Source organism: Paenibacillus sp. PK1-4R, assembly GCF_030369595.1.
GTDB lineage: Bacteria > Bacillota > Bacilli > Paenibacillales > Paenibacillaceae > Paenibacillus.
The window spans coordinates 6646793-6672882 of sequence record NZ_CP126535.1 but is presented as its reverse complement, the minus strand read 5'-3'; the positions used below and the strand labels follow the sequence as shown (position 1 = coordinate 6672882).

Here is a 26090-nt window from a genome sequence, read left to right as displayed (position 1 = left end):
GACACAACAAACAACAGGACTTGGATTATCCATCATGGGCAACCCAAGTCCTGTTTGTTGCATATAAAATGTATCTTTGCACTAACAAATTTCATCAAAGATATATTTTGATTAATTTTTAACGGAATAACTGATCAGTTGTTCGGACAGAGCTTTCATTCGCTCGCCTGTTTCATTAAGCTGCTCAATCACATCCGTAAAGGAGGATACAAGCGTTGCTTGTTCCTGTGAAGAGGCTGCAATCTGGGAGACTTCAACTTCCATCTGTTTGATGACCTGTTGTACATCTCTCAGACTGGTATCGATATCACTTGTAGCTTGTTTGGCATCCACAGAGAGTTTGCGTACTTCGGAAGCAACCACTCCGAAGCCGGCACCGGCTTCACCAACGCGAGCGGCTTCAATAGCGGCATTCAGGCCAAGCAAGTTGGTTTGCTCAGAGATTTCACGAATGAACCCGGCTACTTTGTTGATTTGGGAAGAGTTCTGAACAGCAAGTCTTGTGTTCTGCAAGATCTGTTCACTGGTTGCTTGCAATTCTTCGGCATGAGCGGCGACATGTTGCACCATATCAACGAGGTTACCATTGATGGTTTGATTTTCTTGTATAATGTCTTCAAGTTGGTTCTGGTTAGACTGGTCGTAAGATACACAGAAAACAGCAACAACTTTTTGGTGATCATCAAAGATCGGAATGTTCAGAATATCCAGTTCGATACCATAAACTTCCTTGGAGAGAGTAGCGAGAGTAGCTTCTCTTCCGTTTTTTAAGATGGCAAAGTTTTGATACGATTCCAAGAGTGGCATTCCTTTTTCAAAACCAAGGTCAAACTTGTCGGTGGTAACAACCTCCAATACCTTTTCGTGATCATATACAGTTAAACTAGCTGGTTCTCTAAGGATCATGCTGATATAAGGCATTACTTTAAGCAGGGCATCTACAACGTTCATGGAAGAGGACCATCCTTTCAATATTTGAATGTATTATTTTTAACGATCTATGGAATGCTCTATCTTTCATCGGATAGAAATGGATTTTCGTGAACGGCATTTTGCATGAAAGAATGAACATTTTATGATTAAATTTTAAAATATTTCCCAGTTGAACTGTTTTACTGGATATAAGTGTTAGTTGTAACTATTTTTATATCAAGATATTTGTACGGATGTATATTAATTATGGGACATATGTCCTTTTGCATACGTTATATACGACAACGGAGGGGAAGTCGGAATGAAAGAAATCATGGACTTTGGACTTGTGCGGCAACTCGCTCGTGAGAATGGGTTGGATCAGGTGCTGGACGAGCCTGCAATCGCTGAGTTGCGACTACTTGAGGCTGCGAAGGGCGAGATGATATGTGCCAAAGGTGAACGACCCGAGCGATTGTATTTTCTCGTGCAGGGCAAGCTCAAGATCTATACCACCTTGCCTAACGGGAAGTCTCTGTTGCTTCGTTTCAGTACACCACTTGCGCTTGTGGGAGATTTGGAACTGGTGAATGGCAAGGAGGCTATGAATACGGTAGAGTCTGTGAGCAAAAGCCTGCTGCTGGGTATCAGCTACCGCGCTCTCCAGAATACGTATGCAGAGAACCCTAAGTTTCTCCACTTTATGCTCGGTCAAGTTACACACAAATTGTATACCTTTTCCAACCTGTCGAGTCTGAATATGTTATATCCGGTCGAGAGCCGATTTGCCAGCTATCTGTTGTCCACAATGGGCCAGGACGAGTCTTCTTCCGAAGAGATCCAGACCTCGAAGCTCACCGAACTAGCGGATATGCTGGGCACCAGCTATAGACATCTTAATAGAGTTGTTCAAGATCTGTGTAATCGAGATATTATTCGTAAAGTGCAGCGAAAGCTAGTGATCTGTGATCTGGAACAGTTGCGTGTCATCGCAGGAGGCAATATATATGAGTGATGGCATTTTAAAATAAAGACTAAGCCTGCATATCTATGTGACATGACGCGACACAATAAAATACAATATGGCACAACAAAGAGCACCCTCCCGAATATACCAAGGGGTGCCCTTTTTACTCTGCATTTAAGTGAATTAGATATCTCCGCGTTGCTCGAACAATTGAGCGATCTCTACAATGACACGGGTGGCCTTCACCATATTGTCTACCGATACATATTCGAATTTGCCGTGGTAGTTCTCACCACCAGTAAAGATATTTGGTGTTGGCATGCCCATATAGGATAGCTGGGAACCATCTGTTCCTCCCCGGATGGGACGAATAACAGGTTCGATGTCCAGTCGGGTCATGGCTTCATGGGCAATGTCGACGATCTGGCGTACGGGTTCAATTTTCTCGCGCATGTTATAGTACTGGTCATTCAATTCAATCGTGATGCTTTTCTCTCCATACTTGGTCTTCAGTTCGTTCGCGATATTCAATAGATTTGTTTTGCGCTCTTCAAACTTCGCCCGGTCGAAATCACGGATGATGTAACTCATCTTTGTCAGCTCAACATCACCCTCCAGAGACAACAGATGATAGAATCCATCATAACCGTCCGTGAATTCAGGAGCTTCCTCCACAGGCAGGCGTCGATTCAATTCCATCGCAATTTTCAGGGAGTTCACCATCTTATCCTTCGCAGTTCCAGGATGTACATTGGTGCCTCGTACGGTAATTTTAGCGGCAGCTGCGTTAAAGCTCTCGTATTCCAGCTCACCAAGTGGTCCACCGTCGACTGTGTAAGCATATTTGGCTCCAAAAGCAGCTACATCGAACTTGTGCGGTCCACGGCCAATCTCTTCATCCGGGGTAAAAGCAACCCGAATCTTACCGTGTTTCACTTCCGGGTGTTCAATCAGATAGGCCATCGCCGTCATGATCTCGGCAATGCCTGCCTTATTATCTGCACCAAGCAACGTTGTACCATCGGTTGTGATCAGGGTGTGGCCTTTATACTCGTGCAGCTCCGGGAAATCCTTGTTGGACAGTACTACATCCAGCTCCGAGTTCAGCACAATGTCAGCACCATCATAGTTATCGATAACCTGTGGTTTGACATTTTTGCCAGTAAAGTCGGTCGCTGTATCGAGGTGAGCCAGGAAACCAATTACAGGAACATCCTTGTCGGTATTGGATGGCAGTGTAGCCATGACATAACCATTCTCATCCATCGTCACATCTTGCAGACCAATGGAGGTACATTCTTCAACGAGCAGTTTGCCCAAGGCCAGTTGGCCGGGTGTGGAAGGGCAGGTCTCACTATTTTCATCGGATTGGGTATCCATTTGAACATAAGTACTCAGTCTTTGAATTAATACATCTTTCATCTATAATCGCTCCCTAGCTTGAGTAGTATATAAGTTGAGCTACTTGTTTTACACTGATCCACTACAGGCCAGAATAACCCTCTGATCGCTGTTATCCCCAGATTTTTTGATTCACTTTACAAAGGTGAAAATCTGAGGATAGCGTATGCTTTCGATGCAGCTTTCTTTCAGAAAGCTTTTAGGCGAAGTGTATGCTTTCGAAGTAGCTTTCTTGCAGAAAGCTTTTAGCTCCGCTTCTACAGGTTATTTCTGCCCTCTCCGTTATCGTGTAACCTTTAGTCACAACTTATGTAAATTGGGTATAGTAATTAATGTGGTTCTCTACGGTTATCATATCATGTTTTGCAGTCATTTCCAGAATGGGGCTGAACCGAAATATGAGGTTTCCTAGGTATCAAAAAGGGTACTAGGTCACAAAAATGTACGTACTTGTATTTCTACAACTGAGGTTCATAATAAATGATGAAGAAAGGATGAGTCCTAGACATGCCATTTATCACTGTTAAGGTATTGGAAGGCAAGTCGGTTGAGCAGAAACGTCAGTTGATTGAACGTATGACTCAGGTGGCTTGTGAGACACTGGATGTTGATCCGAGCAAAGTCTTTATCTTCATTGAGGATTTGGAGAAGGACAATTACGGCAAGAACGGAAAACTGTTTTCGGACTTAGACAAATAAGTAAGGCTTCATATATATCATGATCATGGAACAGGAGATGTAGAATTAATGACTGAACAATTATTTTCCCCTTATCAATTCAAGAGTCTGCAATTAAATAACCGTGTCGTCATGGCACCGATGTGCCAATATTCCGTGACAGCGAAGGATGGCATTCCGAACGATTGGCATCAGGTTCACTATGTGAGCCGTGCGGTTGGAGGAACAGGACTGATTGTAATCGAGATGACCGATGTAGATCCGGATGGACGTATTACCGATAATGACTTGGGTATATGGTCAGATGAGCATGTGCCTGCCTTCACCAAACTTGTAGACGGAATTCATGCCTACGGCTCCAAAGTAGCTATTCAGATCGCACACGCCGGACGAAAAGCAGAGGATGCTCCGCAGCCGGTTGCCCCATCGGTAGTTACATTCCCGGGAGAAAAGTACAAGGAACCACGCGCGTTAAGTACCGAAGAGGTAGAAGCTATGGTGCAGAAGTTCGCAGACGGTGTTCGCCGCGCAGTACAGGCTGGAGTAGATACCATTGAACTGCACGGTGCACATGGATACCTGATCCACCAGTTCCATTCTCCGCTGATGAACCATCGTGAGGATGTATATGGGCAGGATCTGTCCCGTTTTGGCGTTGAAGTCATTCGGGCAGTGAAAAAAGAAATGCCAGCAGATATGCCGCTGATTTTGCGGATTTCGGCTGTAGAATACGCTGATGGTGGATACGACATCGACCACACGATTAATATTGCCCGTGCTTACCAAGATGCAGGTGTGGACATGTTCCATATCAGTTCAGGTGGCGAAGGTCCTTCTGGACAGCGGAAACCGGGGAACTATCCGGGGTATCAGGTACCATTTGCCCGTCGCTTCCGTGAAGAACTGAACGTTCCTGTAATCGCAGTGGGTATGCTGGAGGATGCAGCCTTGGCTCAGGCGGTGATTGGAAACGGTGATGCGGATCTGGTTGCCGTTGGCAGAGGTATGCTGCGTGATCCGTACTGGGCGAACCATGCCGCTCTGGAACTGGGTGTCAGCAAGGATCAAGCTGCCATTGCAGAGCAATATTCTCGTGGATACTAATTTGCTCTAAATTGTATGTACACTTGCCACTCCGATGACAGAATAACTTTCCGATCTGAGGATAAAGGCGAAGTGTATGCTTTCGATGTAGCTTTCTTGCAGAAAGCTTGTAGCTTCGCTTCTTCAGGCTATTTCTGTCCTCTGCGTTCTCGTGTAAATGTTTATTGCAAATCTTATGTAGTAAAAAAGGCCACAGCATGGGTTAAACCTCATGCTGTGGCCTGATTTTGGATATTGAGAAGCATATGCATCCAATTATCGATGACTACGTTCTTCGAGTTGCTTCGTATACGAATTTTTGATTGGACTGTGTAGGTGGCTGATTCGGGTTAAAGTCGGCGTATACTTTAATATCAGAGAAACCAATGTGTTCGAGAATTAGGCGTAACTCTTCGATGCCGTACCAACGCAGGGTAAGTTGTTGCAGCTCCGTAGCAACAAGAGCACCCTGATGCCATTGTTCGTAGCGAATTAGACTCACTTTGTACTGTTGAAGAAGGTTCACTTCAATGGTTGTCACTTCTACCGTGATCGTATCACCATCGGGTAATGAAACGGTTGATGTTTCTACAGAAGAGGGTTGTGTCACATCGGGTAGAAAAAGATCAAACACGAGCCTGCCGCCAGGTTCTAAATGCTGAAATAGATTACGTAATGCGTTAATCGACGCCTGTCTGTCTTGGATGAGGAGCAGAGAACCACCGGGAATGATAATTGCCTCGTATCGATATGGAAGGTCAAGCTTCTCCAGATCGGCAACAAACAGCTCAGGCATGGGCAATGCCCGCTCGGTGCAACGAGAACGGCAAGAGTCAATCATATCCATTGAATAATCAATTCCATCCACCTTCAAGCCTGCTTCAAGCAAAGGAATGAGCACTCGGCCTGATCCCGACATGGCTTCAAGGATACGTCCTTTGCAGCGCTGAAGATAATGGCGATAAAATTCAATGTCTCCTCCCAAGGAATGTCCCACAGGTTTCGTTAGATCATAAACGGCGGTGCATAATGGACCGTAATAACTGAATGACATAGTATAGGTGTCCCCCACATTTTGATATAATGAATTGCAAACGTGGAAGGGAACTCACTAAGATTATCCCTTCCGGCAACGGTTGGAATTGGAATTTTCAGAGCAGACTATCATAGGAATCACGCACCTTTTATGTAATATGTTCCAATTATAGGGTGGGGATAAAGCGGAGGTCAACTTCTATTCGGGTAGTTATACGAAATGAAATGTATAAGGAGGTGATTCGAATGGATTCATCATCAAGTTCATCAAGTGCACTGCCAGATATCCGGCAGGAACTTGTGCTCCATGCACCTGTAGAGAAGGTGTGGGAGATGGTCTCGACCGAGCAGGGACTGAAAACCTGGTTCATGCCGGGCAATCTGGAACCGGTGGAAGGTCATGAGTTTATATTGGAAGCAGGCCCCTTCGGCCAATCACCATGTCAGGTGACGGAAGTTCTTCCGCTGCACAAGCTGTCATTTCGCTGGGGTAAGGACTGGACGTTGACGTTCCAACTGAATGAAAAGCCGGAAGGTACGGATTTCACACTGATTCACAGCGGTTGGGATGCGGATAAACTGACCGAGTTTGGACAGGCCCATGCTATCGTACGCGAACGTATGGAACAGGGATGGGCCGGAATCGTTCAGAAGCTTGCCCAAGTTGTTAAATAAATCTTCATTCAATCAACCCCAGGCCATTTCGCCCGTTCATTCCGGTGAAATTCGGCCTGGGGTTTCTTGGTGTACCAGGAGCTGGCGATAACAGATAGAGATCCTTAAAATTATAAGGAAGTTGACCGATTATGAGACGGAAACTATTTCCGTGAGCACCAGAAACGTGTAACATGAATTATAGTTATAAATCGACAGAATTAGACGTCTCTCGCCATTGTGGATGGAAGGAATACATAGATGAGAAAACACTGGATTATGCTGACCATAAGTTTCATATGCATTGTCATTGTTCCGCTGGGCTGGATCGCCCAGACGTTAATTAGCGAGCGGAGTAACCCCCAGGCTACGGATGGAAAAATTGACCTGACCCAATGGGACTTTGATCGCAAGGGTGCAGCGTCTCTAAAGGGTGTCTGGGATTTCTACCCTGGGCAGTTGCTGAGTCCGGCAGATATTGAAGCAAGTGTATCCGGTCGCAAGCCTTTGCCGGCTTCGTCGGGCACTCAAGTTCCTGCCCGATGGAACAAATCTTTGGGTCAGGCCCATGGGTATGGAACCTATCATTTGCAAGTCCAGCTTACACCCCGAACGATGAAAAACGATTATGGTATACGCACGCAGAATATACGCATGGCCCACCGGGTATTTATTGATGGTAAAGAGATTGGTGGCAAAGGCCTGCCAGGAAAGACCAAGGCGACAGATATACAATTAAATCTGCCCTTTACAGGATTCACGTCCATTGAGGGCAACACGGCTGATATTATCATTCAGGTATCAAATTATAGTTACTCGTCTGGGGGCATTGTAGCGCCCATTTTGTTTGGAGACGAGCATAGTATTCTGAAAAGCCAGCAACAAGGTTGGCTCAAGGATCTGATGGCCTTATTCGGTTTTATCATGCCAGCCGCCTTTTTTCTACTTCTGTTCAGATTACGACGTACGGAGAAGGAACTTCGTTTTCTCGGATTATTCAGCCTTTCTGGTGCGGTGTACGCTCTGACACATGGGGAGAAGTTACTGGGTACGTTTGTACCGTTCCTGACCAATAATGAGATACTTCGTATTCAGCTCCTTAGTTCAGCCTTTGCCTATTACTTTTTGCTTCGGTATATGGATGCCCGTGTGCCAGGAGCAGTTCATCAGTGGTTTGTTCGTCTGGCTGTAGTGCTGATCATTACCCAGACCATTGTGGGTATTACGCTCCCTCCGACGCTTTTCTCGTCTCTTGAGCTTCCCATGTTGCTGATCTCACTTGTTGTCATGTTTTATACGCTGCGAGCCATGTTCTATTGGTTGAAAGGACGGCCGAATGACAGCCACTTTGCACTGGTGAGCATGATGAGCATACTCATGGTTGTTGTGTTGTATACGCTTGGTGCGTTCACTACCCTAGACACAGCGTTCTTTGCGCTGATTGAACTTTTATTATTTGTATTTGCCCAGATGATAGTGACCGCAATCCGCTTCGCACAATCATTCCGAGACGTGGAAGCACTATCGGAGCGTTTGCTGGCCATCGACAGTCTGAAGGACGAGTTCATGGCGAATACGTCTCATGAGTTGCGAACTCCCCTGCATGGCATCATTAATATTGCGCAATCCATGCTGGAAGGGGCGGCCGGAGCAGTCACGCCCAAGCAAGCCAAAAATCTGTCCATGATTACTTCAACCGGCAAGCGCCTTTCACTGCTGGTTAACGATATTTTGGATTTTTCCAAATTAAAAAATAGTGAGATCGAGTTGAAACGGGTACCTGTTGATCTCGAATCCGTTGCTCGTACTGTGGTTGAAGTCTCGGGTTTCACGTTTGAGGACAAGCCGGTTATATTGATTCAACAATGGCCCCAGTCGTTGCCACTTGTGGAGGCAGACGAAGATCGCCTAAGGCAAGTTCTGTACAACTTGCTGGGTAACGCCTATAAGTACACTGAGCAGGGTGAGATTCGATTGTACGCCAGTGTTGAAGGGGAGTGGGTGAAGGTATCGGTCGCTGATACAGGGGTAGGCATTGCCTTGGACAAACAGGAGGATATCTTCCAGGCGTATGAGCAGAATAACGGCACGATCGAGCGATTGAATAATGGAACCGGACTGGGTCTGAGTATTACACGGAAACTCGTTGAGCTTGGCGGTGGTGAGATCTGGGTTGAATCGGAGCCGGGGCAAGGTTCGACCTTTCATTTCACCCTGCCTGTTATGAAGTTGCCGCTGCTGAAATCTCATTCGAAACCAGCTGCCGCCCGATATGTTGCTGCACAGGGGGCAGGGGCGAAGGAGCTTGTGACAAGAGAGTCAGATGAGCAGGATGATCTTACGGAAGCGGAGCATACGATTCTGATTATAGACGATGATCCCGTCAATCGACAGGTATTGCTGAATCTGTTATCGACGGAACGATATCGCGTGCTCGCAGCGGACAGCGGGTCCACTGCATTGAAACTCCGTGAGGAGTTCCCGTCCATTGATCTTGTTATTACGGACTGGATGATGCCTAAGATGTCCGGGCTTGAGTTATGTCGCAAACTGCGCGAGCACAGTTCCTTGTCGGAGTTACCGATTCTGATGCTGACCGCCCGCGGGTTGCCCGAGGATATCAAACACGGATTCCAGGCGGGAGCCAATGACTTCCTGAGCAAACCGGTGGATGCTGGTGAATTGCGCGCCAGAGTTCGGACATTAATTGAGATGCGGAGTTCTGTGCAGGAAGCTATTCGTACCGAAATGGCCTTTTTGCAGGCCCAGATTAAGCCGCACTTTCTATATAATGCACTCAATGTCATTATTGCGACCTGTGCAGTGAATCCGGACAAAGCAACCGATCTGCTGATTGAATTGAGTCATTACCTGCGCGGAAGTTTTGACTTCCAGAACAGGGAGCAGCTTGTTCCTTTGACCAAAGAGCTGGAATTGGTGGAGTCATATGTGCATCTGGAACAGGCCAGATTTGAGGAAAGACTGGTGGTTGAGTATGAGGTGGAATCGGACGTGTATCTGTATCTGCCACCTCTCAGTATTCAGCCGCTTGTGGAGAATGCCATTCGCCACGGCGTGATGGAGCGGGCAGCCGGCGGGACAGTTCACCTTAGGGTTTTCAAAGAGAGCGAGCATGTAGTCGTACAGGTTCAAGATGATGGAGTAGGTATCCCTCCTGAGCGTATGGCTCAGGTCAAGTCTGGGCGCACCGAAGGTCCGGGGGGTGTCGGGCTGCAAAATATAAACCGTCGCCTGATGTCTCTCTATGGTCAGGGACTGGAGATTCATAGCCATGTGGGTAAAGGCACGCAGATCCGATTCCGTATCCCTGTGCAAAAGGTGGATTATTCCAATTAGTGTGCCGAGTTAAGCAATTATGGTTAACAGACTAATAAGCGGATGCCGATAAAATCGGTATTCCTATTGAATCTTTCATAGCAGGAGGCTAAAAGAACGGTGAGAGCCATTGTGATCGATGATGAGAAGCCAGCGCAGCTTCATCTGGAGCGACTACTACGAACGGACGGAAGAATTACACCCGTGCAATGTTTTTCAACAGCTCGTGATGGTCTGCATTTTCTGGCAAAGGAACGTGTAGATGTTGTATTTTTGGACATTGGAATGCCCGAGATGAATGGCCTGGAAGCGGCTGAATATATACAGCAATTGGATCAGAGTATTCGTATTATCTTTGTTACGGCATATGCGGACCATGCAGTGGAAGCATTTGAGCTGCATGCACTGGATTATGTACTGAAACCGGTAAGCTCCGCCCGATTGGCCAAAACCGTTGATCGAATCGCGGGCATAATGTCGCATCATTCCCAAGTTGCAGCCACCGCCGAGGTAAAGGGATCGGAACCCGTACCTGTGGAGTTGGATACTGAAGTTCCGGGGCTGCTCACGTTCAAACATCTGGATATCTACAGAAGTTTGGATCAGGGTGCCAAGAAACATAAGTGGCGCACAACCAAATCACAGGAATTGTTTGCTTTTTTGTTCCATCACAGGGAAGAATGGGTAAGCAAGGAGATTTTGTTGGATAAGTTATGGGGTGATGTTTCCCAGGAAAAGGGATTAACCCATCTACATACATCCGTGTACCAGATTCGAAAGCTGCTTAAGGAATGGAACATGACGGGCAAGCTGGAGTACAATATGAACCGTTATCGTCTGTTAGCAGGCAATCTGGTAAGTGATGTGGACCAATTTGAAAAATCCATGGTCTACAACGTCATCACATCAGACAATATCGATGACTTGAGGCATATGATTCCGCTTTATCGTGGCGATTATCTGGAAGAGCATGACTATCGTTGGGCACAGGCCAAAGCAAGGGAACTCAGACGCAAGTATACAGGGCTGGTTATGGATATCGCGAGATGGGACATGGAACATGGTCGTGGCAAGGAAGCGATTGAGCAATTAACGATATTGCAGGAACGGGAGCCTTATTCGGAAGAAATCTGCCGACTCATGATGGAAGTGTATGCATCCATGGATGATCAGCAAGGCATACTTCGTTTATATCATACATTTACATTGACATTAATTGAGGATCTGGGGTATCAGCCCGAGCCCGAAACAAGCAGGTTATATCAGAACCTGACGGACAAATAAACGTATGTAACGTAAGTTCAGACAGGAGGGTGAGGCATGAAGCTATTCATACACCGCAAAGACTTGCGTACGGATGATCTGGCCGCATTCGATTATTTGCGGGAAAACCAAGAAGAGAGTGTGCATGTTCTCATCTATGATGCATTCCTCCTGCGGCAAGGCCGAGAGAAGGAACACAGCGGTGTGAATTTCAGGCAGCATGCAGCGGAATTAGGCAGACGTTATCTTGAAGCCAAAAGAAAACTGCATGTTGCTTATGGCAATCCAGCTGAAGTGGTTGAATTCATCTTGAACGAATTCAAAGGTGAGATTAACGAGATTGTGGTCCATCGGGATATGACGCCATATGCAATCGAGCGGGATAGGGCCATACGCAAAGTCAGTGAGGCGCACGAGGTTTCGTTCACACAACTGACGGATCATCTGCTGGTGGATCTGAATGGATTTGCCAATTTTACAGGCAAGTCGGAGCCATATAAGGTATTTGCGGCTTTCCATCGGCGGTGGGTGGAATTCATGAATGAACATCCCAACCCTCCTTCGGCAACAACGGTTGCAGAGTTGAAGGTGAGTGATCGTCAGATTGAATGGCCGGATGCAATGCAGGTACCTCCGGAGTTGCTGGAGGGCAGTGGTTCGAATGACGAGGACCCGCATCTGCTATTGGATCAATTTTTGTCGGATCGAATTGCTGAATATGGGGATCATCGGGATGAATATGAGGCTTACGAGCCGAGTCATCTCAGTTCTTACGTGGCTGTGGGGGCTGTATCCATTCGCAAGATGTATGATGCGGCGAGTCGCACGGCAGAAGCGGGGGAATGGATCAGGCAGTTGTGCTTCCGCGACTTCTATCTGTATCGTGCAGTTTATGAGAGTCACTATTTTACATATGAAAAGGTGTACGATCTCTCGGCTCTCCATAATGATCACTTTGAACGGTGGTGCAAGGCGGAGACAGGCATTCCGATTATTGATGCAGCGATGACGGAACTGAATGAGACCGGACATATGCCAAACCGGCTGCGGATTCTCACGGCGATGTTTCTCACCAAAAACCTGCAATGTCCGTTCACCTTGGGCGAAGCCTATTTCAGGCGCAAGCTGCGTGACTATGATAACATTCAAAACCGTGGTAACTGGTTATGGTGTGCCTCGCTTGGTGAGAATGCGGCTCCGTATTTTCGCGTGAATAACCCGGTAACACAATCCGAGAAGTATGATCCGCAAGGTGATTATATTCGCAAGTGGTTGCCTGAATTGAAGGATCTGCACAGCAAGGACATTCATCAGCCGCGCAAGGATGCCATTGTTGATCTGAAGGCATCGAGACAGGCAGCTATTGACGTGTATAAACAGATTCTGGCGAGTCGTGGGAAGTAGACTCAGTCAGGGGTGTGATCATGTACCAACCCAAATTTACCATTATCATCCGGTTGATCCAATATTCATTTGGTTGGGAGCAGGATGTTCCACAGACCGCGTACTCGCGGTCTTTTTTACATATATAGACATGAAAATAGTGTGAAATGTGTTGAAAATTTAGGAATTGTTAAGAAAATGGACTATCCATCTTAAGCATTATGGCTTTTAATAGATAGAGAGCTTTATTGTATTAAGTCATATCTGACATATTGACGAACACATTAAGGAGAAACGTAAACATGAGTGAAACACTGAAAAGAGAGCGAATCCCAGAGCTGAATCTGGTGCGTGCCATGGCAATTATCGGCGTACTGTGCGTGCATTCCACGTCCTATGCGACGGTGGACATGACGGGTTCAGGCTACTACTGGCTGTACAACTTTATTAATATCTTTATGAAATATGGTACGCCAACCTTTATTTTTATGAGCAGTTTTGTACTGTTCTATAACTATTATTCCCGTCCGCTGGATAAGAAACTCGTGAGTAACTTCTACAAGAAAAGATTTGTGTATATTTTGCTTCCGTATTTCCTGTTTTCATTAATGTATTTTGTGTTGCTGCATTTCACGCATTATCAGGGCCGACCTTTCGGCGAATCGGCAGTAAGTTTTATTACGAAATTGTTTACAGGTAAGGCCTATACCCATCTGTACTTTGTGTTTATTAACATGCAATTTTATCTTTTATTCCCATTGGTGTTATGGCTGCTTAAGAAGTATCCTTCTGTGGTGAAATGGTCTGTTCCGATTGGACTATTGATTCAATGGGCATTTATCGTAAGTAATAAATATGGATTTCAGGTACCCAACAAGGGAAGCTGGGCGTTCTCATACTTCTCTTATTTCATGCTGGGTGCTTTTATCGGGGTATATTTCCCTAAAATCAAGCAATGGTTTGTCATCAGTCGGGCCAATGCAACCAAAGGACGCGTAGCTTCATGGATTCTGCTCTGGGCGGTATGGATCATTGCCGGACTTGGCCATGTGTATATCTATTACCTGCTGCGTCTGAAGATCGCAACGTATAACACACTGTGGTATGAATTCTTCTGGAATGTGCATACCTTTGCTTGTGCGCTGGTACTTATCCAGATTGCCTATCTGCTCTATCGCAAAGGGCCTTCACTCATCGTCAAGCCGCTGAATCGGCTTGGGGCATTGTCCTTTGGCATCTATCTGATTCATCCATTCTTCCTGCTGGTGTATCGGAATTATCCACCTCAAACAGGAGTATCGTGGTTAGTGCATCTGTGGTATGCCGGAGGATTCGGTGTAGCTCTAATCGCTTCGTGGATCGTCGTTGGATTGACAGCAAGGTTTGTTCCATATGCATGGGTCATCTTTGGCAATCTGCCAAAACCCAAACCACGTCTCGTCCCACAACAGAACTCGGGACAACTGGACGTTCGTTAAGATAGTTTTCCAACACAGGAATAATAAACCGTTTCTTGGTCGACCTTAGGGGAGAGCAGGGAGCGGTTTTTTGTCTATAAAGATATGTGTGATATGGGGAACGAGTGTTTCTTTTTCATGTATGAGGGGTAATCATAAGGCGGAACGATAATACATTATGGATAACAGGATTAAGGTGAATATAATGACAACATGCGAAAAATGCGGGAGACCGATGCAGGATATATTGGAATATGTGGAACACATTCTTCACGAATGCAGTGAACAGACACAGGAGTACAACTCGAAAGATTATCAGGCCTATGGCCATGAGGGTGTTCACGAGCAGATGTGATACAATAGAAAGAAACCGGATTCATACGGAACCGAGGTGACAACATGGAGACGGGTCCAGCCCCTTTCCGGCAAGGAAAGACGGAACAAGAAGCGCGACTGAGCAAAACGTGTATGTATTGCGGACAACAGCGGCCGATGTCCGAATTCCGGCGCAGAACCGGAAAGCGGGCAGGTCCCGGAGCCAGGCGTGGAGCCTGTCGCAGCTGTCGCCAACTCGGTGGACAGGCTGACCACGATGCAGGTTCAAGCGTGGGCGGGCAAACGAATGAACGGATCGGGCGTCAATGGGATGGTTTGGATACACGTGAGGTTACTGCCAGACCCTCTGCAACTGCAAGGAATGAAGCAGGTCGTACCTCTCATGTTATGGAGCAGGGAACTGCTACGTTGGCTGAGTCTGACAGAAGTCTGGTGTCTCAACCGTCAGTAGACTCGTCATCTTCGAATGACGATGAACGTGCTGACTTGGTTACTTCCTCTCCCTCTTCTTCGGGTATTCGGAAGAAGAGGAGAAGACGGAGGAAGAGCAAGCGATCAGAGAGCATAACGGGCAATGAGCTGAGAGAGACGAGTCTGGAGCAGGATGGTTTGGCAAGTGAGGTAGGACATGAGCCACAGCCAGGTGAGCGCTGGCGTGGGGTAGAAGGGCATTCGCAGGGGCATGCTGCTGCGAATGATAAGGGCACTGCACAGCGGGCTGGCGCGCGAGCAACCGCTGCAGTGCAGGCCGCCGAGCAGACCGCGGCGGCCCACCAAGCTCTGCTGCCGGCTGAGCCGCAAGGCCCGGCAGCAGAGCCCATGGCTGCGGATCAACCGACCGCAGCCAAACGCAAGCGCAAGCGGCGCCGCAAGCGTGCTGGCGCGCTCGCGCCCGGCGCAGGGCAGGCCCGCAGCGTAGCTGCTGAGGCCCATGCGCCGGCCTTGAGCGACCGTGGCGATGCCACCACGGTCGCTGCACCTACGGCGGCGGAGGCACAGCCTGCCGCCACCGGGCGCGAGCCCGGGCAAGCGCCGGGGGCTGCTGCGGAGGCAGGGCCTCCTGCGCCCGTGCGCCAGCCTGGCTCGCCAGGGTCCAAGCCGCGCCAGGCGCGCAAGGAACGTGCGCCCAAGGCGAGCGGCGAAGTCGCTGCCCGCGTTACATCCGGGCAGCGACCCTCGCATGCCAGCCGCAGTCACGGGGCTGGCACGGACGGCCGTCCTCGCCGCCAGACGCCGGCGGCCCCGGTGGCCATCGACCCGGAAGATCCGGCTTCGCTCCGGACCAACCGGCAAGGCATGGTACGGATGCGAGGCAAGACCGACAAGGGCAGACGCTGGCATCAGGAAGTGGACATGGAGCTTGCGGTCACGCTGGTCAAGGAAAAAGCCGCTGTGGTGGTCAATCGGTACACGATTCGCCGATTGTTCAGCAACAAGGATTTCAAGCGGTATATTTTAACCCGAGATCACTACACCTGTTACTTCTGTGGATCGTATGGAGATACGATTGACCATCTGCTGCCGCGTGCCAAAGGTGGACATACCACCCCGCTCAACTGTGTCTGCGCCTGTAATCTGTGCAACCAGTCCAAAGCAGCGATGGATGCCGAAGAGTTCATGCGTTCCGGTATTCCCGAATGGAATGCTGCACATCAGGCAGAACTGATTGAACTGGCAATGCAGGAAGCGCAGCTGGAAGAAGGATAAATGCCCCCGAACATGGAATCGGGGTTTTGATATGAAGAGCACACCAAGACCACAGAGGTCGAGGTGTGCTTTTTTGATTTAATTCTGATTTGGGTGGGAAGTGAGTTTGCTGTGCAATAATTTCTTCAAATTGACAACGGTGTTCATCGAAGATGTACGTTATACTGGGAGGGAGTTGCTAAAGAAGCTTCATCATCCATATGAATGATGAAATGTATAGTGAACATCAAGCCTGAGAACTTAGACTGTATAGATTGGATGGATGCAGATGACCCCGGCAGCATTGGACATTATGTCATATATTACGGAAGAAAATATTCGTTTCTGGCTGGAGAAGTTTCGCTCCCTTGGCCCGTTACCGGGAATTTTGCTTACGTTTATGAAATCATTTGTGCCGCCGCTTCCAACGCTATTAATTGTAGGCGTGAACGGTGCGGTATATGGTCTGTGGGCAGGATTTTTATATTCATGGATCGGCATGGTGCTCGGCTGTACCGTTACGTTCCTGATCGTACGGGAGATTGGGAAATCCGCTTTTGTAGAGCGATGGGCACGCAAACCTCGTGTGCAACGCAGCATGGTATGGATTCGAAGGAATGCATTCAGTTATGTTTTTCTGCTGAGTATCTTCCCGGTAGGTCCGTTCGTTATTATTAATGTGGCGGCAGGTATCGCGCGAATGCGATTGTTATCCTTCCTGCTTGCGGTGGGCTGTGGTAAAGCGATCATGATTTTCTCTGTTACGTATATCGGTTCCAATGTGGAACAATTTCTGGAGCACCCTGTACGCTGGGTAGGCGTATTACTGTTCATCGCGGTGTCCCTGTGGGCAAGCCGCAAACTGGAGCGACACTTTACCCGGTCATCGTCAGATGGAGAAGATCTACATGATCTGAATCAACCAGCTGGAAAATCGATTTCTTCATAAATAAAAGAATGATCAGTGCGCGGATATAGGATGTCAGTAATCTCGTTAGCTCGAAGGAGGACCCAGCATGAATGATAATATCTATGCATTCAGCCGAACGATAAATCGTATGAGTGAAGATGAACTTCGTTCAGTACTGCGTATGCTCTATATGAAATCAGCACAAGTGGTCAAGCGGCAGGAAGAGCAAGGCGAAAAGGTCGATTTTGCGGAAGCGGTACAGTCACTGTTTCGGAATATGGATACCCCTTTTGATCTGGGGCGTCTGGAACAACAAGCTCTTGCCGAGGTCGACAAGCCAAATGAAATTCATATCACGTTTGGAGATTCACCTCTAAGTAGTCTGAAAATGGGGATGAGTACATTACCTGATCAGGAAAAACGGAGTTTTTTCTCCATGGATGATGATTATGCTGTGGGTCCGTTAGGTGATCTAACCCATCGTGCAGCTTTGCAACGCAGGCATCTCTGGCTGACCGAACGAATGTGTCTCAATGACCGTGAGGCATATGCCTTGCATGAACTGGAATCATTATTTGAGCTCAACGCCACAATACAGTCCTTTGATTCCAAAACGTCAATTATCATATGGTATTCGAATAATGCACATGAGAAGACGGGACTGCTCTATGCCATACATCTATTGCGGAGCAGTGAGAGCCCCATATATCTTATCGAAACGAGTGGCTTATACCAGCAATTATTCAATACACCTGACGTTCAATACGATGTGCTCCACACAGGCGAGATCCTTCCGGAAAAGCTTCTGGCGATGTGGCACGTATGCTCTGAGCAAGAGCCGTTGTCCAAGCAAGAGCGCCGCCAACTGGAGCAGGATTGGCTGGAGCTTTCGGCGCAGCCTGGGCTATTACGTATGATGGAGAATGACGTGATTCGGAGTCTGCCTGAAGATGCGTTGGATGAGTACATCATGCAGAAGGTGAGTGAACTGACACCGAACTGGGAGCCAGGACAATATATACGAGCAGCTCGTATTGTGGGCGAAGTGATTGGTACGAGCAGTCAGCATATTACTGCTGCATTCGTGGAATACCGGCTGCGACAACTGGTGCTGCAAGGCCAACTTGAAATGGATGGGAAGCCACTTGCAATGAGGTATTACAGTGTTCGGCTTGCCGAGCGCTGAAAGTGACAAGGTATGAAGCGCACAGATAGAAAGTAAGCGACGAGATCGCAAAGTTTGAACTAAGACGGAAGATTTGAGCAGTTCCTTGCACAGACAGGAATATGATCACGAAGTATCTCTGTTACCAGCTGTTCAGATTTAACACTTAAATAGACTGTTCCCGATGAGTAACTCCTACTTGTCCGGGGAACAGTCTATTTTTCATCCTTGATTACTGAACCAACTTCGCTTGTGCATTGTCCAATAATATTCATCTTTATGATCATCATTGTATTAAGATTTCTTTCCATTCCAGATTTCTATTAGCGGTCCGTGCTGCCCATAGACCGGATCGGTATTCGGGATCGGAACCTCTCGGATTTCCTGAATAACCTTGGCACGATCGTCTTCTTCACCTGTGCATGTGTTGTAACTCATGCCGCCCGGATAGGCACCGGCAATACGAAAATCAGTGCTGGACTCCAGACGTTTATGCCCTGTTCCAGCGGGAAGCACGACAACGTCGCCTGTTTGAAGGTAAACTTTCTGCCCATTTTCTCCGCCTAAAATCAGTTTCACGAATCCACTCACCACAGCAAGAGCCTCATGAGCATTACTATGATAATGATGATAATTGAACACACCATTCAACCAGCTATTTCCCCATCCATTACGATTCAGCAACGATTCTGCATGAAGAGCCTCTTCAGCCCATACATTCTTATACAAAAGCACAGGCAGGGTCGGATGATTGGGAATTACACCGTCATCCTGAAAGAATAACGTCTCTATGTCCTTTTTCCGTTCATTCATCTCACATCACCTCACTATAAATTACCCTATAACCTCAAGGACGAACAAAAAACAATTGTAAAATGATACAAAATGTATCATTTTAAGGTTATACTCAGTACATAAACTCTCTTCAGGTGCACTCGTTGTATAAATCGCAAGGGGGAATCGTGTGTGAACATTGTTATTACAGGGGCTTCTGGATTTGTGGGATTTAATCTTTCACAGTATTTGGCGCAAAAGGGGCATCGAATTACCCTTCTGGATCGGGATGATTATTGTCAGAGGCTTGTTCATATCTCTCCTCTGCACGAGATGCCGTTCATCTGTTGTGACCTTGCATCAGACCGGATTCATCTGCCTCCAGGAACAGATTACATAATTCATCTGGCGGCCATGCCACACGTGGATTACTCGTATCATCAGCCAGGGGAAGTTTTCCGCAATAATACACTCAGCACACAGGCTATCCTGCAATATGCTACGGAACATCACATTCCAGTCTTGCTGGCTTCGTCCGTTGAAGTGTATGGCGGCGATTGGGGCAGAGTCTATCACGAATCAGATCCATATGCGCCCGTCTCTCCTTATTCCGCGTCCAAAGTCGCGTGTGAAATGCTTGCTCACTCTTACGCTCAATGTTACCAGCTTCCAGTCAAACTTTTTCGTTTGACCAACCTCTATGGTCCATGGCAATTACCAGACCGTATTATTCCCCGAAATTTTGGTCGGATGTTGGACGGACTGCCTCTGGATATCCAGGGATCGGCAGTGCGTGATTTCTTGTATGTAGATGATGCCCTCCGGGCCATTGAACAGATCATGTTGAAAGGCAAAGACGGACAGGTCTACAATATATCGACAGGACTTGGAACAACCATGCAGGAGATCGGGGAGATATTGAAACCAATGGATCGATCCTTAGCTGCTGTAGAGATTCGGGAGCAAGAACCAACCCAGTCCAGAGGGTCCAGTCTGGTCGTGCATTCAGGCAGATTACGGGCGGAATTGGGATGGTTACCTCAAACCACATTGGAAAAAGGATTGGAAAAAACCTTCCGTTGGTATCAGGAACACCCCGAATGGGTCAGACAGTTCAGCCGTGAATACCATACAACAAGGGAAACGCGCAGTTTCATTATCGATATGGCAAGATACGCAGTTCCAGCCGTATAAATTACACAAAAAAAGCCAGGGAAGGGTGTATTGAGTAACACCTTCCTTGGCTTTTTTGCGCCTCCGTCTCATTTTCGGATAGCTTTCGAACACGGACGGTCAGGCTATTTTAAAACAATCTATTGCACGAAATCTTCGTGCTTTCTGACTTTTGCATCAAAAGGATCTAGTGATCTCTTTTAACGTCGGCAATTTTATCCTGTACAGCACCTTTGGCTTTGTCTTTTTTACCCTCAGCCTGAAGGGATCTGTTATTGGTTGCATTACCGATCTGATCCTTCACTTCGCCTTTAGCCTTGTTTACGCCTGCTTTGATTTTATCGCTAGTTGAATTACTCATATCGAACATCTCCTTCGTTTCTGGTGTAGTCCTTATTAACCGGGATGTCTGCATTCTAAACGCATAGGGTGTGTTCCAAGTTTTGCATTCGTGACGCAAGAGGTTCATACTTGAACAAGAAATGATGTCATTTCAGGAATAAGGCTGCACCCCTAGCTGCATAATAACGACAGTGACCAATTTCGTTGCATGAAATTCATGATTTTGGAAAACAATTCCTGAATCATTAGTTGAAAAAATCCTTCCTTGTGTACATATCGCACATATGGTCATATGGGATCTTGTCTTCATACCACATGTGGTAGGATGACGGATCTGGGACAGGAGAATAATCGATTTTAATCCGACCGCAATGCTTGACAAAAAAATCGATTTTGCTACAATGTTCACAATATCTTCACAAGTGTAAAAAATTTCTTTTTCATGTTCATGTGTAAGAGGTGTAATATAAGGGTATAGAGTTCGGTTTCGGCCTGCTTGTCGTTTTGTGCGTCAACACATGTTGTCCGCAATAGATCCAAGATACAATGCATGATATGGGAGTGGCCATGAGCTACGCTCATCCTATTGTGTGAAATTTGGTACATTTAGATGTATTCGATGTATTTTGTGGTTCGGCTCTGCTTGACAGGCATCATGAAAGTCGCGGACTTCTATCCCAAAGTAAAGGAGGACTTTCTCTTATGTCACAATCGCCTACTCAACAAGAGGTGCCAGTTACAGAAGGTGCCAACGTTTCCGAGCGCCAGTCCTTGGACGTTCTGGATCAACTGATGAAGCCTGAGGTACAGGAGTCTTTAACCGTTCTGGTGGAGAACCTGCCTAAATTGGCTGAAATGGTTACTGCTATGACGAAAGCTTATGACTTTGCACAAAGTGTAGCAACAGACAAAGTTCTGATCAGCGACACAATGAGCGCAATGGGCGAGTTCGCTAAGCCTGTTGTAGACAAAGCTAAAGGTGTAGCTTCTGCTGCTATCGAAGCCAATGACCGTGCGCAAACAGAGCAAACTTCAGTTGGCTTGTTCGCTATGCTGAAAATGCTTAAAGATCCAAACGTACAACAATCGCTTCGTTTTGCTCAATCTTTCTTGAGCATCCTGAACGAGCGTCAACAACCGAAACGTTAAGACTTAGAAGAACGGAGGATGGATATGTCGAAGCAAATTTTGATCTTGGGTGGAGGATACGGTGGTCTGTTGACTGCATTGACTGCGCGTCAATACTTGTCTCCGGAAGAAGCGACAATTACTGTCGTGAACCGTTACCCTACACACCAAATTATCACGGAACTGCACCGTCTTGCAGCGGGAAGCATTGCTGAACAAGCAGTTGCTCTTCCACTCGAAAAATTGCTGCGTGGCAAAAACGTGAACTTGAAAATCGATACGGTGGATACTATCAAGCCGGACGAGAAGAAAGTTCTGATGACCAGCGGCTCCACATACTCTTACGATGCACTTGTCGTTGCTCTGGGCAGCGAAACGGCATTCTTCGGAATTCCAGGATTGCAAGAGTACAGCTTCACGCTCAAATCGGTTAGCGATGCAAACCGTATTCGTGCACACGTTGAAGCACGTCTTGATGCTTACAAACAGTCCGGCAACAAAGCAGACGCTACGTTTGTTATTGGTGGCGGCGGCTTGACAGGTATTGAGCTTGTTGGCGAATTCGCTGACCTGCTTCCTGCAGTATGCCAAGAAAAAGGCATCGACTTCAAAGAAGTATCCCTGTACACAGTTGAAGCAGGTCCTTCCATCCTGGCAGGATTCCCGCCGGAGCTGGTTGAGCGTGCTAAATCAAGTCTTGAGAAACGTGGCGTTAACTTCATCGTTGGCGTAGCGATTACCGAGATGAAAGAAAACGAAGTTCTGCTGAAAGACGGCAGCTCTATCCCTACGAACACACTCGTATGGACAGGTGGCGTACAAGGCAACGCTGTTGTTGCTAACAGCGGAATTGAAGTGGATCGTGGCCGTGCGAAAGTTACGGAAGTTCTGCAATCTACTTCTCACAAAGACGTGTTTGTTGCTGGTGACAGCGCAGTGGTCTTCCCTAGCGAAGGCGCTCGCCCTTACCCTCCAACAGCACAATTGGCTTGGCAAATGGGTGAGACTATTGGTCACAACTTGGGCGTTATGTTCAAAGGTGGCGCAATGGAATCCTTCACACCAGTATTCTCCGGTACGCTGGGAAGTCTGGGTCGTAAAGATGCTGTCGGCATGATCGGTGGCAACCAGACTCGTCTGAAAGGTCTGCCTGCAACCATGATGAAAGAAGCAAGTAACATCCGTTACCTGGCTCATATTCACGGTTTGTTCGCACTGGCTTACTAATCTTAATGCCATTCAAGGGCGCCCTTTTGGGCGTCCTTTTTGGTTGTCACCATTACAAAGAATAACAGATAATCAGATGGAAAAAAGGTGCGACAGAAGTGGTCGATGTGAGGTGGCGTATAAACCACCTAGGGTATATGGCATATTAATGGGACAACGGAAGACGTCACATTTCATAGAGGTACTGAACGGGCATGGACATGAAGCCGGCGCTTAGAAGCGCCGGCTTTCGTTTAAATTATAGGATGAGCATCTTTAAATAAAAGGAACGGGGAGCAACAACAAGCCATCCGTTCAACTGAGAGGAGAAATGACGTATGAACGTTTTAGTTATAGGAGCGAATGGACAAATCGGTAAGTTTGTGGTGGAGCAGCTGGCACAGGAAGGCAAACATAAAGTAACGGCTATGATCCGCAAACCGGAGCAGGCGGGTACACTGAAGGAACTCGGTGCAGATGTGGTGATCGGTAATCTGGAGGGTAGTGTGGAGGACTTGGCTGAGGCAATGAAGGATCATAATGCCATTGTGTTTACGGCGGGTTCTGGCGGATCTACCGGTCAGGACAAAACACTGCTTATTGATCTCGACGGTGCGGTGAAAACGATGGAAGCCGCAGAGCAACAAGGAATCTCCAGATATATTCTGGTCAGTGCGTATGGCGCAGATCAACGGGAGAAATGGTCAGAGTCCATTAAACCTTATTACGTGGCGAAACATTATGCGGATCGTGTGTTGTTTGCAAGTGATCTCAATTACACGATTATACGTCCAGGTGGTCTGAAGAATGAACCAGGCACAGGCAAGATTGCAGTTGGAACCGATCTGGAGCCAGGAAGCATCCCGCGTGAAGATGTAGCCCGCGTAATCGTGGCTTCTTTGCAGGAAGAGAAGACGTACCGGATGGCCTTTGATCTGATTGCCGGAGAGCATCCGGTTGAAGATGCCTTGGGCAAATTGTAGATGTTATTGTAAGATAACGGGAGAATGAAATGATGGGGATGAGGGGGAGCGCTGCATGAACGAAGCCGTGCTGGTCATAGAGGATGAGCCCAAAATAGCACGTCTGCTGGAACTGGAACTACAGTATGAGGGCTATCAGGTAGGCAAGGCGGGTAGTGGAACAGAAGGACTGGAGAAGTATGCAGAAGGACAGTGGGATCTGATTCTGCTGGATGTGATGTTGCCTGGTCTGAGTGGCATTGAGGTGTTGCGTCGAGTTCGGGCCAAAGACGCTACAGTTCCGATCATTATGCTCACTGCCAAAGATTCGGTAGAAGACAAAGTATCTGGTCTGGATCTCGGAGCCAATGACTACATCACCAAGCCGTTCCAGATTGAAGAGCTGCTTGCCCGAGTTCGGGCCGCATTGCGGCTTAGTGCAGTGGCGTCGGTTGTTTCTTCCGCTTCTTCGTCTACTCCGGCTGATACGGGGAATGACTCGTCTGGGCATCAGGATGAAGCTGAGGCAGGCTGGTTGACGGCTGCCGGGTTGAAACTGAATGAAGGAACGCGAGAGGTATCCCGAGATGGTGTGGCCATTGAGCTTACTCCACGTGAGTTCGACCTGCTCGTGTATCTGCTTCAGAATCAACGTCAGGTGCTCAGTCGTGACCAGATTGTGCAGGCCGTGTGGGGATACGATTATTATGGAGATACCAATGTGGTGGATGTGTACATCCGTTATGTGCGCAAAAAGGTGGATAACGGATTCACACCACCCTTAATACATACCGTAAGGGGCGTAGGATACGTCCTGAAGGAACAGTTATGAGCCTGCGCAGTAAAATCTACGGATATTCGTCTGTATTATTTGCTGTGCTGTTAATCGCGGTGAACCTGTCGGTCTACATCGTGTTTGAACGGATGTCGATTGATAACGAGGTTAATCGGGTGGAAGCGGAAGCGGAGTCTATTGTCAAAGGAGTACGTCAGTCTGCCGGCTCCATTCCGCCAGATGACTTGTTGCGGGCCTACGCGCCTGTGAACGGCATGCTTCGGATCGTTAATGAAGACGGCACCAGTTCCCCGGTGACAACAACAGCAGCTTCCGAGCAGCTGAGCAAGCTACCTTATAAGTACGAAAGTGAGAAGAAATCGGAGTATACCCAAGTTGAACAGATTGGTTATGTGTGGGTATCAGTCCCGGTCATCTGGCCTGATGGCGAGGTGGTGAATGTACAGGTCACTGAGAGCATTGCAGAGACGGAGAATCGTCTGTCTGTACTTCGGACTGTGCTTGTGGCGGTCACGATTATTGCTCTGATCCCAGCCATTATCTCCAGCCGGATTCTGGCGAATCGGATGACCAGACCGATTCAGCAGATGACACGCACGATGAGTGACATTCAGTCCAGCGGCCAATTCAAGCGTCTTCCACTGGAGGAAGGGTCGAAGGATGAACTGAAAACGATGGGACAGACGTTTAACCGGATGATGGATCTACTCGAATCCAACTTTGAACGACAAGAACGGTTTGTATCCGATGCATCTCATGAGCTCAAAACACCGCTGACCATTATTGAAAGCTATGCCAGTCTGCTACAGCGGCGAGGGAAAGAGCGGCCCGAGGTATTTGATGAAGCGGTGGAAGCGATTCTGTCCGAATCGGTTCGCATGCGAGAGATGACCGAGCAACTGTTACTGCTCGCGAAGCAGCCAGAGCAGTGGAATGTACAGTTGGAGCGTGTGGATATTACGAGACTGGCAACAGACTCCACACGTGCGTTTCGCGAAGCCTATCACCGCGAAGTCCGGTGTGAAGATCCAGGTCCAATCTGGGCGATCAGCGATGAGAGCAAGCTGAAGCAGCTGTTGTTTATTTTGCTGGATAATGCCCGGAAGTATAGTGAAGATGCAATTGAAGTCAGGCTGGAAGCCAAGGGACAAGAGTGCCGAATTCGGATCGTGGATACCGGAATTGGTATGCGGGAGGACGAGCTGGAGAAGGTATTTGACCGATTCTACCGGGTTGATCCGGCCAGAACACGCAGCTTAGGCGCAAGCGGTTCGGGTCTGGGATTGTCTCTTGCCAAAGAACTAGCAGGTGCAGTGGGAGCCCGGATTGAATTGAGTAGTACCGAGGGTGAAGGCACCGAGGCGTCGATTATTTTGCCTTTATCGGTTCAGAACAGACCGCTCTCATGAAATTCTCATTCTTCTCTTATATACTGATAAGCAT

22 protein-coding genes are annotated in these 26090 nt (G+C 47.6%); 17 read left to right on the top strand and 5 right to left on the bottom strand.

Going from position 1 to position 26090, the window contains the following annotated elements; genetic code table 11:
* Window positions 1–111: 111 nt before the first annotated feature.
* Complete coding sequence (locus QNO02_RS30445; RefSeq protein ID WP_223200021.1) at window positions 112–570, bottom strand: methyl-accepting chemotaxis protein; 459 nt, start codon at window positions 568–570, stop codon at window positions 112–114.
* A 664-nt stretch (window positions 571–1234) separates the two neighbouring features.
* Between QNO02_RS30445 and QNO02_RS28975 the strand changes: the two genes are divergently transcribed.
* The gene (locus QNO02_RS28975; RefSeq protein WP_289390655.1) at window positions 1235–1927 is read left to right on the top strand and encodes a Crp/Fnr family transcriptional regulator; all 693 of its coding nucleotides are present in this window, start codon (window positions 1235–1237) and stop codon (window positions 1925–1927) included.
* Between the two features lie 135 nt (window positions 1928–2062).
* Here the strand turns inward: QNO02_RS28975 and pepT are convergent, their stop codons facing one another.
* The gene (gene pepT / locus QNO02_RS28970) at window positions 2063–3301 is read right to left on the bottom strand and encodes a peptidase T (RefSeq protein ID WP_289390654.1); all 1239 of its coding nucleotides are present in this window, start codon (window positions 3299–3301) and stop codon (window positions 2063–2065) included.
* A 486-nt stretch (window positions 3302–3787) separates the two neighbouring features.
* Between pepT and QNO02_RS28965 the strand changes: the two genes are divergently transcribed.
* On the top strand, window positions 3788–3979 hold the full coding sequence (locus QNO02_RS28965; protein ID WP_017691642.1) for a tautomerase family protein: 192 nt from the start codon (window positions 3788–3790) through the stop codon (window positions 3977–3979).
* 48 nt (window positions 3980–4027) lie between these two features.
* Entirely contained in the window at window positions 4028–5062 is a 1035-nt protein-coding gene (locus tag QNO02_RS28960; RefSeq protein WP_017691643.1) for an NADH:flavin oxidoreductase/NADH oxidase, read from the top strand.
* Between the two features lie 265 nt (window positions 5063–5327).
* Here QNO02_RS28960 and QNO02_RS28955 read toward each other — a convergent pair whose 3' ends face one another.
* Entirely contained in the window at window positions 5328–6095 is a 768-nt protein-coding gene (locus QNO02_RS28955; protein WP_289390653.1) for a class I SAM-dependent methyltransferase, read from the bottom strand.
* Between the two features lie 227 nt (window positions 6096–6322).
* On the opposite strand from QNO02_RS28955, the gene QNO02_RS28950 reads away from it, so the two are divergent.
* The 8 genes from QNO02_RS28950 (at window position 6323) to QNO02_RS28915 (ending at window position 18287) form a co-directional block, all read left to right on the top strand.
* Window positions 6323–6751, top strand: a complete 429-nt coding sequence (locus QNO02_RS28950) for an SRPBCC family protein (protein WP_289390652.1) — start codon at window positions 6323–6325, stop codon at window positions 6749–6751.
* A gap of 240 nt (window positions 6752–6991) precedes the next feature.
* Window positions 6992–10087, top strand: coding sequence for an ATP-binding protein (locus tag QNO02_RS28945; protein ID WP_289390651.1), 3096 nt, complete (start codon window positions 6992–6994; stop codon window positions 10085–10087).
* A gap of 99 nt (window positions 10088–10186) precedes the next feature.
* Window positions 10187–11350, top strand: a complete 1164-nt coding sequence (locus QNO02_RS28940; protein WP_133386261.1) for a response regulator — start codon at window positions 10187–10189, stop codon at window positions 11348–11350.
* 36 nt (window positions 11351–11386) lie between these two features.
* Window positions 11387–12733: a cryptochrome/photolyase family protein gene (locus QNO02_RS28935; RefSeq protein ID WP_289390650.1), complete on the top strand. Its 1347-nt coding sequence runs from the start codon at window positions 11387–11389 to the stop codon at window positions 12731–12733.
* 281 nt (window positions 12734–13014) lie between these two features.
* Window positions 13015–14190, top strand: coding sequence for an acyltransferase (locus tag QNO02_RS28930; protein ID WP_091035717.1), 1176 nt, complete (start codon window positions 13015–13017; stop codon window positions 14188–14190).
* 378 nt (window positions 14191–14568) lie between these two features.
* Complete coding sequence (locus QNO02_RS30440) at window positions 14569–16212, top strand: HNH endonuclease (protein WP_502921844.1); 1644 nt, start codon at window positions 14569–14571, stop codon at window positions 16210–16212.
* A 268-nt stretch (window positions 16213–16480) separates the two neighbouring features.
* Complete coding sequence (locus QNO02_RS28920) at window positions 16481–17140, top strand: TVP38/TMEM64 family protein (protein ID WP_289390649.1); 660 nt, start codon at window positions 16481–16483, stop codon at window positions 17138–17140.
* Between the two features lie 67 nt (window positions 17141–17207).
* A complete protein-coding gene (locus tag QNO02_RS28915) occupies window positions 17208–18287 on the top strand; it encodes a DUF1835 domain-containing protein (RefSeq protein WP_289390648.1) in 1080 nt (359 codons plus the stop codon).
* Window positions 18288–18560: 273 nt separating this feature from the next.
* On the opposite strand, the gene QNO02_RS28910 is transcribed toward QNO02_RS28915, so the two are convergent.
* Window positions 18561–19079 (bottom strand): cupin domain-containing protein, encoded by a 519-nt coding sequence (locus QNO02_RS28910; RefSeq protein ID WP_289390647.1) that lies wholly within the window; start codon window positions 19077–19079, stop codon window positions 18561–18563.
* A 153-nt stretch (window positions 19080–19232) separates the two neighbouring features.
* On the opposite strand from QNO02_RS28910, the gene QNO02_RS28905 reads away from it, so the two are divergent.
* Window positions 19233–20234: an NAD-dependent epimerase/dehydratase family protein gene (locus QNO02_RS28905; protein WP_289390646.1), complete on the top strand. Its 1002-nt coding sequence runs from the start codon at window positions 19233–19235 to the stop codon at window positions 20232–20234.
* A 166-nt stretch (window positions 20235–20400) separates the two neighbouring features.
* Here QNO02_RS28905 and QNO02_RS28900 read toward each other — a convergent pair whose 3' ends face one another.
* A complete protein-coding gene (locus tag QNO02_RS28900) occupies window positions 20401–20574 on the bottom strand; it encodes a CsbD family protein (RefSeq protein ID WP_017691655.1) in 174 nt (57 codons plus the stop codon).
* A gap of 683 nt (window positions 20575–21257) precedes the next feature.
* Between QNO02_RS28900 and QNO02_RS28895 the strand changes: the two genes are divergently transcribed.
* From QNO02_RS28895 to QNO02_RS28875, 5 genes are all read left to right on the top strand, one after another.
* Window positions 21258–21704 (top strand): DUF1641 domain-containing protein, encoded by a 447-nt coding sequence (locus tag QNO02_RS28895; RefSeq protein ID WP_017691658.1) that lies wholly within the window; start codon window positions 21258–21260, stop codon window positions 21702–21704.
* A gap of 24 nt (window positions 21705–21728) precedes the next feature.
* On the top strand, window positions 21729–22910 hold the full coding sequence (locus QNO02_RS28890; RefSeq protein ID WP_036606574.1) for an NAD(P)/FAD-dependent oxidoreductase: 1182 nt from the start codon (window positions 21729–21731) through the stop codon (window positions 22908–22910).
* A gap of 317 nt (window positions 22911–23227) precedes the next feature.
* Window positions 23228–23872: an SDR family oxidoreductase gene (locus QNO02_RS28885; protein ID WP_289390645.1), complete on the top strand. Its 645-nt coding sequence runs from the start codon at window positions 23228–23230 to the stop codon at window positions 23870–23872.
* A 55-nt stretch (window positions 23873–23927) separates the two neighbouring features.
* The gene (locus QNO02_RS28880; RefSeq protein ID WP_127550367.1) at window positions 23928–24683 is read left to right on the top strand and encodes a response regulator transcription factor; all 756 of its coding nucleotides are present in this window, start codon (window positions 23928–23930) and stop codon (window positions 24681–24683) included.
* Entirely contained in the window at window positions 24680–26056 is a 1377-nt protein-coding gene (locus QNO02_RS28875; RefSeq protein WP_289390644.1) for a sensor histidine kinase, read from the top strand. Before QNO02_RS28880 ends, QNO02_RS28875 begins: the two co-directional genes overlap by 4 nt.
* Window positions 26057–26090 lie beyond the last annotated feature (34 nt).